This is a genomic window from Lactococcus formosensis, assembly GCF_018403745.1.
GTDB lineage: Bacteria > Bacillota > Bacilli > Lactobacillales > Streptococcaceae > Lactococcus > Lactococcus formosensis.
On the sequence record NZ_BOVP01000004.1, the window covers coordinates 166,609 to 178,517 of the forward strand.

Here is an 11,909-nt window from a genome sequence, read left to right on the forward strand (position 1 = left end):
TCCTTAATTATAACAAAAAGCACAAATAAAAGCCCTCAAAGAAAGGACTTCTAAACATTATTTAAAATTGCATTGAGGAAAAAATAGATTAAAATATATAGTTTATCGAAAGCCATTATTCTAAGTGAAGACAGATGCCTCACGACTCTCGATTTCTGTTTATTTACTTTGCCATCAATTCCATTCTTATTCTATCATTCTTATGAAGAGAATGCTTTAATTCTGCTTACAATATTTATTTTAATTCAAAATTCCTTAAAAAAAACTAAATCATATGTTATGATTATAATATGCTAAAAAAGCAAACAAATAATGATTATAAGAGACATGGTAAATAAGGAGGAGATATTTTATAGTGAAAAAATATCAAAAGGTTTTAATGCTGAGCGCAGTTTTTCTGTCGTCGACGCAAGGAATTATGGTAAGTGCGAGTGAACTCACAGCTGTAAATAATGAAAAAAATGTCCCAGTAGCTTCCAGTAACGAGGAAAGTAGCTCTTCTACTTCTGCAAGTACTTCTGAAACTTCAACTGAAAACAAAAGCACTGAAAGTAGTGTGATAGATAAAAGCAGCTCAAGCTCAAGTACTGAAGTAACGATAAAGGAACAAGATACAAGTGCTGAAACGGCGAAAGTAGCAAGTACGACCGAGCGTCCTGTGGTACAAGCTCGAAGTGCTGTAACTTATCAGCAACCTCTTAATAGTGGTACACTACCAAAGGTGCCAGTAAGTTTAGAAAAATTACCTATCAAGCATTCAGGCAATCCTTTTAAAGACGTTTCACAATCTTTATACAAAAATTACATTAGCTGGATCTATAGTCGAGGAATTACCACAGGTTATACACCAACGACTTATAATCCAGATGGTTACGTGACGCGTGGTGAAATGGCTGTCTTTCTTCATCGTCTCGCGGGAACTCCAAGTTATAAAGCGCCATTCAATGTCTATACAGATGTCAACCAGTATAAAAACCAGATTCTCTGGCTGACAGCTACAACTGTATCCAACGGCACTGCGCCCCACTACAATCCGAACGGTAACGTGACGCGAGGGCAAATGGCTGCCTTTCTCCATAGAATGGCAAAAGTTTCAGGAAATGCTCCTACTTCAGGAAAATATAATACGAAGTTCGTAGATGCAAAAAATCATATGTTTGCCAATGACATTGGCTGGTTGAGTTCCAAAGGTATCACTACAGGTTACACACCAACAACTTTTAGACCTGATGCATATGTGACACGTGGTGAGATGGCAGCTTTCCTCCAACGTTTCTATAATGTCACTTCCCAGACCAATAAACAAAATCCCTATCCTGCAGGCCAATGTACAGCTTATGTTTGGGACTATTTCAACGGAAATATTCCTCTCTATGTCGGCAATGCAAAAGACTGGGATAAATACGCTAACAGCAAGCCTGCTGTCGGAACAATTGCTGTCTTTCCTCCAGGAAATCAAGGTGCAGGAGATCTTGGCCACGTTGCAGTTGTTATTTCGGTTTCAGGCTCTAAAATGAGAGTAAGTGAAGGAAACTATAACGGTGGATGGGGCACTGAGCGGGACTGTTCAACAGCCGGTGTTAAATTTATTCGCCCTTAATATTCAAGAAAATTATACTAAAAAGTGCTGGATAGTTGTTCCAAGCACTTTTTTAATTTCAAATTCCGTTACAGATCACCAAATACTCTTTTAAACACTTAAACAATATGACTGGTTGTTTTGCAAGCTTCTTTGATTCGCTTCCTCCAAATGTAAGAAATTTTACTTAATTCTCAATAATTTCCTCAAAAATTTTAAGGGTAAATTCAATATTTTTGAACATTAAAAGCAGACAACTTTGCGAGTATCTGCTTTCAATAGTAATGAATATCTCTATTTATGAGATAAGTTTATTTTATCAAACTCCTTGAAGTCATACAATGAATAACAACACTTTTTATGCGGGATATCTTGTATTCTCTACTAAGGACTTTCTTCGATAGGCTTGAGGCAAAAATATCCGAATCTGCTCAGGGTTATAACCAATCAAGACCTTCTCTTTCTCAATAATGATCGGAGACCTTAAAAGATTGGGGTTGACTTTCAGATAGTTGATTGCCTCATTTAAGGACATCGTATGTATCAAACGAATTTTAGCGCCATCTTCCTCGCTCCCATGACTCGGGTGTTTCACTAAGTCAGAAATCCCCTTATCTGTAGAGGCGAGAACCGTTATGATATCTTCTCGGGAGATTTGTCCCATGGGTTTTCTCTGGAAATCAAGCCTGTATTTCTTAAACCACTGGATAACTTTCGTACTCGAGGTACATCGTTCCCTATAGTATAAATGAATCATTCCTTCCTCTCTCAATAAAAGGCTATTTTAAATATTAAATAGGCTTTTACCTTAGTCCTCATTTTCTTGTTCTTCTTTATTCTTTTTTAACTTCTTTAACAAAATTACGATGATAACTAAAAGTATGGCAAGAATAATTACACCTACAAGTATATAAATCCAAGTATAATTCTTCTCAAGAGAGACCGCTTCCTTATTATATTTACGAGACTCTTCCCCTTTGATTTCAAAGTCTTTCTCAAAGGTCCACTCTTTATCCCCTGATTTCCCTACACCTTTGAAGGTATATTTCCCGGCTTTGAAGGGTTTATTATCCAGACTTATGGCAAAATCAAAGTTTGAATTTGGAGCCATACGAAGGTCTTCTTTCACTTCGGAGTAGAGAACCTCGCTTCCCCCTTTTTCATAAACCTTGCCTTCGATTTTCAAGTCTTTCAGAATCGCAGCTTCATAGTTTTGGATATTGGCTGTAATGACATTACGGTAATTGATTTGTTGGGCCTGAACGGCATTCAAGCGTAATTCAGCTTGGACAGGTGTATCATTTTCCGTCAATTGTACTCCGATGACATAAGCATACTTATTAACAATCTGGCTACCTTGGGATGCTTCATCCTCAGTTTCCTTACTCGTGTCCTTGTCTTTTTCAGAGAAATAGATTCCTCCAAGGATGGTGCCTGAATATTCTTCTTTTGGCATCTGCACATGGACCTTCAGTTGCTTTGTACTTTTAGCCGGTACAGTCACTTCTTTTTCGGTTGTCGCAATATCTTTAAAACCTGTCTTTAAACTACTGTCACGTTCAGTCTTAGTATCATTGTATTCTACAATACCATTCTGATTGGTAATGGCCGTATTAGGTGTGACTTCTACAGTCACATCTTCTGAGGTATCATTACGCATATCAACCAAGAGGTCTTGAGCTTCTCCTGCTTTCATACGCAAATCAAAATACGATTGCGATTTGTCCACCTGATTTTCTGGAATGACGGCTTGAACAGAAAATTTCATTTCTGCGGCTGACACAGTCTTAAAACCAGAGAAAAGAAGGATGAGACCTAGAAAGAAGAGAAATGAAGTTTTCTTTTTCAATGTATTCTCCTTATTAAGCTGGTGTGTCTGTCAATGTCCAAGTGAGGCTTGTTTTATATTCCCCTTGAACTTTCTTTGTTTTACCGGGAACAGAGAGGGTCACACTTGATTGTCCTTCCTCTTCATCTGCACCAAAACGGTTCAACCATGTTCCGGTCCCTTGGTCTTCTTTGGCATCCAACACATCTGAAGCACTACCTGGAGTGAGAGCAATAGCTTGACTGGCTGTTGGCTCTATCCCTCCGTTTGGTGTCGACAAGGTCGCATTATCCAAGGTAAGGACAGCACCTGCTAATTCATTTGCGCCAGTTTTGAATTGCCCATCTTGAGTAACCGTTAAGTGCCAACCTGCATTAGAACCACGTTTATCTGTCACCTGAACAAAGTTTGGACGCTTAATGTTTTCACCCTCTGAATCAATAATCTCATCCAATTGGGCATAGTATGTCATATCTGTCCCTGTGGTCTTTTGTTCGCCAAAGCGGAGATTAGAGACATAGTCAATACTTAATGGACCGGCTGTGGGATTCTCATGGTCATCTGGATCTGTTGGTGTAATGGGTTTTTCTGGATCTGGATCCATGGGATCAATGGGGTTAACGCTAGAGTCATCTGTCACGTAAGAGATTGTTCCTACAGATTTCATTGAAGCGCCGTCTTCATCTGCCAAAACTGTCGATGCCCCGAAGGCAAAACTTGTTAAAAGTACTGTGGCCGCTAAAGTGCTGTATGCTGTTTTTTTCATCCTATTTTCCTTTTTTCTTTATTTTTTATTCTCTATGGCTTAGGCTGGTGTATCATTCAACAACCATGTCAGTTCAGTCGTGTATTTGCCGTCTTTTACTTTTTCAGAAGTCCCTGGGACGCTCAATGAAATGCTTTGGTCGCCTTCCTGTCCTGTACCAAAGACATTCAACCACGTCCCCATACCTTCGTCAGTCTGCGCAGTCATTACATCTTGTGCTGACCCTGTTGGGATTAAAGTGACTGTTTCAGCGGGAGTTGGAGCTGCGGCCTGATTATCAGAAGTTGTAGCCACAGAGGCATTGGTCATTTTAATTTGTGCGCCCTTTAGTTCTTTAGAACCTGTTGTAAATTGGGCAGCTTGTTGGACTTGAAGTTTCCACCCTGCATTTGTCCCACGCTTATCCGTAACCTGTACCCAATGCGGACGTGCTTCTTTGCCATCTACAGTAGTGATGTTATCTGATAAAGCATAGTAAGTTTCATCTTTGGCAGAGATTTTTTGTTTATCAAAGTGGAAGTTTGAAGCATAGTCAATACTTAGTGGGCCACTTGTGCCTTCTCCTGGCTCTTCAGGATCTACTGTTTCATCTGGATCTGTTGGGTCTACAGGAGGCACTGTTTCTGTATCTTCAACAAAGGTTACATCCCCTGTTGTCGTTACTGATTTTTCTTCTGCCAGTGCTGGATTTGTAAGTGCTGCGAGAGCCCCTGTACCGAGTAATACTGCGCCTGCCATAAATAAGTGATTCATTTTCATTGTTATCATCTCCATTAATTTTTAATATTTTCTTTTTTTGTTTTATTTAGTCCACTCAAGAGTAGACTGGTGCTTAAAAGTGTTATACCGAGAAGTTGTCCGCTTTGACTCCCTGTCTCCCCAGTCTTAGGGAGCGTGCTCTTTCCTGTATAGACAGGGAAGGAAGTAGAGCCGCTTGGGATAAGTGGATCTTCCTTCACATAAACATCTTCGATAATGTCATCTGTAGGAATATACGTTTGATCAAATATAATTGAAGATTGACTCGACATACTTCCGCCATCAGACGCATAAGCAATTTGATTATTGCCTATGCAATAAAGTGTTGTTACAAGTAGAGTAGTTAATACAACTAACGTTTTATATTTTATTTTCACTGAATTCACCTCCTCTCCACTTTAAGCTGGGGCATCAATTAGGTTCCAAGTGATATCTGCTGTATATTTTCCAACTTTAACAGTACCTGGTGCAACTTGAAGCAGAGGACCTTCATTTTGACCCCAAGAAACATCATAAAGTGTTTCTTTATCATTACTTTCTCCATCAAAGACATTCACTTCTGTCTCAGAATTAATCCATTGATCGGATTGGTTTTCCTTACGAAAGAGCAAAATATCATCTGGTAAAGTATTCCCTGAGCTATCTTTAAATCCTTCAGAAAGTCGAGCAGTCACACGCCAATTGGACTTTTTAAAACGGTCCTCTTCAACAATAATTTTCCAATTTGGATCTTTTCTCAAAATCGTCTCTGTGTGTGTGGATATCTTAGATTCATTAAAACTTAATTCACTTGGAACACTAGAGAATCGAAGCACATTGTCTTTTACTGTGATAGTAGCTTTTGATTGAACCCCCTCATAGCTATAACTCACATCATACTTTCCTGGTTCATTTGTATTCACGTCACCTGTAACTTTGATATCTTTGAAGTCTACAGCATTTCCATCTTTATCGAGCGCAGAATCAAAGTTTTCCTCTGCTTTCCACTCATTACCTACATAGAGTGTTGAGTCATGTACATTTACAACAGTTTTATCTTTTTTATAGATATAAATGACTTCCTTAGGACTATCATCGAATTTGCCTGTCATATTTTGGGGGAGTTTTTCTTCGTCTAAATAATATCCTGGAATAGATATTTGATATTCAGGAGTCGCCGCATCGTAACTGTCACCCCATTCTCCCTTTATTATTTGATCAGAAACGCCTACAATAGCATTGCCATTTTCATCAATATATCTAACGGTGACATTACCACCCGCTTTCTTCTTATAAACAAGAGTTAATTCTTTAGTATCAGAATCAATCGTTGCGGATGTCTCACCTTCTACATGATCGAACTTATAACCCTCTTTAGCGTTTATATACTTCGTTGCTTCAATTGTTGTACCAAATTTTTCATATACTACCGTGTCCTCGTTAAGAGGATTTCCTGAACTGTCAATATGGTGTATTATTACATCATGGTAGAGCGACATGGCATCTACTAAATCGTAACTCACCTGCGATGTGTTTGAGGGAGCTAAAACATTAGTTTTCCAAGTTAAATCTCCTGACTCATCCTCAGGAGCTGTGTAAGAAAATTGAAGATTGGTTGACATGTATGGAGTCCAAAAACCTGTATTCGGTATTCTAACTGTAATTGTACGCTCTAATTCATTACTGGTTATAGTATATTCTTCTGGATTTATTTCATATTTTTCATATGCTGAATTTAACCAAGTCGAACCACTATTAGTAAATACTCGATCCTGTTCTGCAATTAAAGAAAATTCTCCGATTGAAGAAAAATCTATACTGTCAGGTACCTGAATAGTATACGTTGAGTTTTTTACCGTCTTTTTATTTACTCCAGGGTATGTATTAAGTAGAAGATAATAAGCCTTCCCTCCAGAATATATCTTTTGTTCTGCGCCAGTACCATTCATTGATCCACTTGCATTCCTAATATCCATTGTTTCATCATAAAAGCGTTGGTATATAGTCCGGGTAGAATTACCTCCCCCCACACTAGAATATGAAGAAATGGGTGGCACTTCTGGTTCACTTATTTCACTTTGTTCTGTAACTTCTTCATCATCTTTCGATTCTTGTATTATTACTGAACAAGGTAACGAAGTCACTGGCTCTCCATCCCGTACAGTACGTGCAGTAAAATCATAGTGTCCTTCCTGTTCTGCTTCAAGTTGAAGTTCTACCTGTTTTTCTTCCCCCTCTACCCAGTCAATAACCACTTGTTTGCTTAATTCATCATATGTCACACCGATATTGGGATTTGAATTTGAAGTATAAGTAATCCCTTCTGGAAGAGGAATTACTATTTTTGTATCCTCTGGATGCTCATCTTTTAGAGTCAACGTAATCAACTGTTCCTTACTTTCTCCTTGAAGTGTGAGGTCGGTGACTTGGGTATCTCCTGCCATAATTTTAGGAATAGCCAGTCCAAGAAAGCTGACACTTACAACGAGAACCGTTAAGAAACCTAATAGTCGAATATGCCCTTTTCTTTCTCTAAACCTGTTTTTTAGTCTTTCTTTCATTTCATTACTACCTTACCTTTGATCTCTCCCTGATCCACAAAACCATAATTTCGACTGTCTGTGGAATGTGAACGGTTATCTCCTAATACAAATAGCTTACCTTCAGGGACTGTTTCTCTTCCACATATTTCTTTCAATGTGAAATCTTCTGTCACTGAGCCCGTATAATCTGTCGAGAGTGGTTTATCATTCACATAAAGCTTACCTTGAGAAGCATATATCGTATCTCCAGGCAAACCAATAATCCTCTTCACGAATTCTTTATCCCCCATTTGAGGGACATTAAACGCAAGAACATCTCCACGCTGTAATTGATCCGGTTGCTTTTCAATAACGATGACCTGTTCGTTTTTCAATGTGGGTTCCATGGAGTTCCCCTCTACGGTTCTTACACCATAAAATTGCCCGAGAACCAGAAGACAAAGTCCGAAAAACATTAAAAGTCCAACGATAATACTTCCCTTTTTTAAACGCGAGCTTTTTTTATTCTTATTCTCATGTTTATTTTGTTTCTGATGTTTATTTTGATTTTTCTTCTTAAAAAAAGAGTTTTTCTGGACATGAGGGGCTTCTTTTTGAGCGCCTTGTTTTTTCACTTCCTCTTGAAGTTTTTTCAAGCGTATGAGAAGGGGATCTTCTGTGTCTTCTTTAAGATGAGAAGCTTCTTCTTTTTTCTCTTCCATTTCAAAAGTTGGAGAAATTTCAACAGGTGAGGCACCTTGCCAATTTTTTAACACCTCTTCGACTTTTTCACGAAAGGTCGGAATAAGATTGGCCGCATGCACCCCCATTTCTTCTAAGGCATCCGCCAAGATGCCATCTTCTTCTTGCCGCTCATTTTGAAAAGCAATCGGAATGAATTCAATCTTATAGCTATTGGAAGGTGTCTTTATTATTTTTGTCCAAATGATTTGGGGGAAGGTTTTTTCAAGTGCTTCTAACAGCGATAGAACAGGACGTTCAGAAGAAAGCATTGCTTCTATCATGAAGTGATATTTCTTCTCTAAGAGGGAGTGATCTAAGTCTGAAAGTTGTTTGTCTTGCTTTTGGATCATTTGCATTAAGAACTGTGAAGGTCCAAAAGAGTCCAACATAAACAAACACGTGTCTTCTTGGTCATCAATAATATTTCCTCTGTAAAGCTTGATCATTTGTTCCTCACCTCCTTAACTCATTGATTATAAACGGCTTATTCTGGACTGTCCATGACTCTTTCTAGACTTTCAATCCATTGATTCAAATCTTGATTGACTTTGATTCTATACTTCTCTATGTCTTCTCGTACCAATTGTCCTTCTTGCTTCAAGGCTGCCAGAGCTTCCTTCTTTTGACGTTCAACAAGAACCACTTCATCTTGAGCCTTTTTAACAATGTCATTGGCGACACGCTTTGCATCAAGCATGACTTCTACGAGATCTTTTTCCGAAAGACCCATTGGTGGTTGTTTTTCTAATTGCTGGAGCTGTGTTTCCTTTTGTTTTAACGTGTTGACATAGCGTCTTTCATTTTCTTCCAAGGTCGTATTTTTTAGACGCAGTTGATCATTCTCGTTTTTAAGAAATTCAAGTTTCTTTTTATTTTCTTCGACTTCTTGGATAATACTTGCCAGTTCTGCCTCGAAGCTATTTAAATCTGTTTGTTTTGCTTTATCATTAATTTCCATTCTTAATCTCCATTTTCTACAATTTCAATTTCTTCTTCTGCGGGTAGGTTTACACTATCCATCTTTTGCATATATGTTCCTAATTTATAATAACCGTTGACATTAGACATTTGTGGCTCGTCAATAAACTCAATGTCAATTTGACTTGAGAGCTCTTTCTGGAGTTCTTTCTGTAAAAGAAAGTCTGCTCCACCTCCGGTTTGAAAAATCACCGAAATATCCTCATTTTTTCTAAAATGTCTGCTATATAGATTTTTCACATGCTCTGTGGCTCTTCGCCTTTGTTCCATGAAAGCTGGAGTGAAATCACTTACTCGCTTAGAATTTCCTGGTTCATAAAGATACTCTTCAGCCTCACTGCCTTCAATATATAAATTCTCTATCGTATAGACGGATAGTGCAGAGTTTATATCAACAGCGCGATGAAAGGCATCTACGCCTAGATCCTCTTGCCAAGCCAAACCACTCGCACCTAGGTCAAGTCGGTGAGCCACATCAATCAAGATACCTCCTCCACCAAAGTCAACTACCCCCACATTTTCTTGAGTTACTCTATTCTCTTGAAGGTTAAGGTCTTCATCAATTGCAAGATGACTTAAGGTTCCATAATATTGAGGAACAACAACAATACTATCAACGGTATATGTTATATCAAACACTTCATTACTTATCTCATCTTGGATTTTTACTTCATGTGTGCCACTGAGAAATTCGACTAAGCACTGTTTTATTTCTTCATTTTTTTCATCTAAAGTTGGAAGGCCTGTAACCAATTGAATATGTACATCTTCTTCTTCAAAGTCACTCACAGCAAGGGCAATTGCATATTCGAACATCACCTGAAACTCTACGCTTGAATATCTGGACAAACCGTCTCCTATGGAAGAAATCCACTCAGTTTCATGACCCATCTCTGAGAGGTCAGGACCAAAATACATTTCCTTATGTTCGTTTAATCTTGTAGAGAATATTTTTGGCTTCTTCCAATTAATATAACTCCCCAACAAAGACTTGCCTGCTTGTTCTCGTGGAAACATTGCATTGACAAAACAATAACTATTTTTAGAGCTTTTTATTTTGATGAATTTATTCCCTAAATCGACAGCAATTGTTGTATCATATTGAACCTCTTCCATTTCTCCCCCTTTTTATTACCAACCACTTATACAAAATATAACTTTTTTAAATAAAATTAGTGTTTTAATGAAAAATATGAAAACTAAAAAGTCATACTTGACGGGATCTTGTATATATAGTTTAACTTCATTTATGTTTTTTTTCAATACTAAATTTAACGAAAACCCTATAACAACGGCGTTTGTAAGGGGTGTCTTTCCGCAAAACACTAATTTTTCTGACTTTTCAGAATATAAAAAAATGGCTTTATTGCGGTGATTATAGCTATTCTGTTGACGATAAACGCCTATTACTTCTTTGAATAGGCAACTAAAATTTCTTTTTCGTGTACTCTAAAAGTACTTTTTTTAAATAAGTATTCGACTCGCTTATTTTTGTGAACGTGACTATGATAGAAATCATCATTGCAATAAAAAAAACAAGCCCCCTTGGTTACTTGTTTCTTTTGACATTGGTTATAATTCCTTATAATTAATTGTTTTTCAATCTCAATCTTCTTACATTTCAAGAATATCCTTACTGTCATGTTCAAATACTTCTACTTTTATCAAACCTTTCTGTATCTAAAATCAGTTGGGCTTGTAGCTAACGATAGTCAGAATTTATTTTTATTTCAGATTACTCATTCATAATTAAAGTGTGGAGAAAGTAAATAAATCTAATCGTTTATTCGTTTCTATCTCTGTTTCTAATATATTTCCTATAAGCTCCTGGTGTCATATTTACACGTTTCTTAAAAATATTAAAAAAGTAGGTCTTGTCAGAATAGCCAACTTCTTCAATAATTTGTTGCACAGTTAAATCTGTTTGTGATAAATACTTTTTAGAATAATCAATGCGGTATTTTATTAGCCACTCTGAATAACTATAGCCCGTCTCTTTTTTTATTAATGCTGATAAATAATTGGGGTGAAAATGAAATTTTTGCGAAACATTTTCTAAGCTAACTGTACGGATATTATTTTCTATAAAATTTAAAATTTCTTTAACTAGGACATTATTAGAGATGTCTGAGTCATGTAAACATAAGCAGCTATCTGTCATTTGACTCATCTCAACAATCAATAGAACAAATGCAGCTTTTGTTAACTTATTATTAAAATAGCACATCTTCACTACTTGTTTTAGCAAAGATAAAATATAAAAATGTACATCGTCCATAGTGCTAAACTGATAAATAAAATAATGGCTAGTATTTTCAGTATCTTGCGAAGTACTTTCTACAAAAAATCTATAAAGCATTGATTCTTCTATAAATTGATTGAGTAAGCCATTATTAAAATATTTTAATTTAAAATAAAATCCAGTAACTACCGTTTCTGAGGACAGTTCTTGATATTCAATTTTTGTATTTTTATTTGCTAAAATAAGCATTCCTTCGTTATATAAAAATTTTTTATTATCTAAATATACAGCGACACTTCCCTTAAGTACATATATAATTCTTACATAAGGAGCTGTATATGTAAGCCTACTTGATGTATTTTGACAAACTAAAGCAGCGATTTCTCTTCTTTCGTCTTGATCAAAACTCTTTAGTTCATCAACCATTCCTACTTCACTTTTAATATAACAATCTAAAGTTTCTAAAAAACCCCAGAAATGTGTAAATTCCTCTCCAGATACCTTATACATAA

At 36.8% G+C, this 11,909-nt stretch carries 11 protein-coding genes; 1 reads left to right on the plus strand and 10 read right to left on the minus strand.

The window, feature by feature from the left end; all coding sequences use genetic code 11:
• The first annotated feature begins 355 nt into the window (after positions 1-355).
• A complete protein-coding gene (locus KJS37_RS06160) occupies positions 356-1,600 on the plus strand; it encodes an S-layer homology domain-containing protein (protein WP_213496403.1) in 1,245 nt (414 codons plus the stop codon).
• A 337-nt stretch (positions 1,601-1,937) separates the two neighbouring features.
• Here the strand turns inward: KJS37_RS06160 and KJS37_RS06165 are convergent, their stop codons facing one another.
• The 10 genes from KJS37_RS06165 to KJS37_RS06210 form a co-directional block, all read right to left on the minus strand.
• The gene (locus KJS37_RS06165) at positions 1,938-2,336 is read right to left on the minus strand and encodes an ArsC/Spx/MgsR family protein (protein WP_336618777.1); all 399 of its coding nucleotides are present in this window, start codon (positions 2,334-2,336) and stop codon (positions 1,938-1,940) included.
• Positions 2,337-2,387: 51 nt separating this feature from the next.
• Positions 2,388-3,428 carry a WxLIP family cell surface protein gene (locus KJS37_RS06170; protein ID WP_213496407.1) on the minus strand — a complete coding sequence of 347 codons (1,041 nt, stop codon included), beginning with the start codon at positions 3,426-3,428 and terminating at the stop codon, positions 2,388-2,390.
• A gap of 13 nt (positions 3,429-3,441) precedes the next feature.
• Complete coding sequence (locus KJS37_RS06175; protein WP_213496409.1) at positions 3,442-4,173, minus strand: WxL domain-containing protein; 732 nt, start codon at positions 4,171-4,173, stop codon at positions 3,442-3,444.
• A 39-nt stretch (positions 4,174-4,212) separates the two neighbouring features.
• On the minus strand, positions 4,213-4,932 hold the full coding sequence (locus KJS37_RS06180) for a WxL domain-containing protein (protein ID WP_244851359.1): 720 nt from the start codon (positions 4,930-4,932) through the stop codon (positions 4,213-4,215).
• A 14-nt stretch (positions 4,933-4,946) separates the two neighbouring features.
• Positions 4,947-5,318 (minus strand): LPXTG cell wall anchor domain-containing protein, encoded by a 372-nt coding sequence (locus tag KJS37_RS06185; RefSeq protein WP_213496411.1) that lies wholly within the window; start codon positions 5,316-5,318, stop codon positions 4,947-4,949.
• Positions 5,319-5,330: 12 nt separating this feature from the next.
• Complete coding sequence (locus KJS37_RS06190; RefSeq protein WP_213496413.1) at positions 5,331-7,472, minus strand: MucBP domain-containing protein; 2,142 nt, start codon at positions 7,470-7,472, stop codon at positions 5,331-5,333.
• On the minus strand, positions 7,469-8,623 hold the full coding sequence (gene lepB, locus KJS37_RS06195; protein ID WP_213496414.1) for a signal peptidase I: 1,155 nt from the start codon (positions 8,621-8,623) through the stop codon (positions 7,469-7,471). Before lepB ends, KJS37_RS06190 begins: the two co-directional genes overlap by 4 nt.
• A gap of 38 nt (positions 8,624-8,661) precedes the next feature.
• A complete protein-coding gene (locus tag KJS37_RS06200; RefSeq protein ID WP_213496415.1) occupies positions 8,662-9,135 on the minus strand; it encodes a hypothetical protein in 474 nt (157 codons plus the stop codon).
• Between the two features lie 2 nt (positions 9,136-9,137).
• The gene (locus KJS37_RS06205) at positions 9,138-10,271 is read right to left on the minus strand and encodes a ParM/StbA family protein (protein ID WP_213496416.1); all 1,134 of its coding nucleotides are present in this window, start codon (positions 10,269-10,271) and stop codon (positions 9,138-9,140) included.
• 667 nt (positions 10,272-10,938) lie between these two features.
• A complete protein-coding gene (locus KJS37_RS06210) occupies positions 10,939-11,907 on the minus strand; it encodes a helix-turn-helix domain-containing protein (protein ID WP_213496417.1) in 969 nt (322 codons plus the stop codon).
• Between the last annotated feature and the right edge of the window lie 2 nt (positions 11,908-11,909).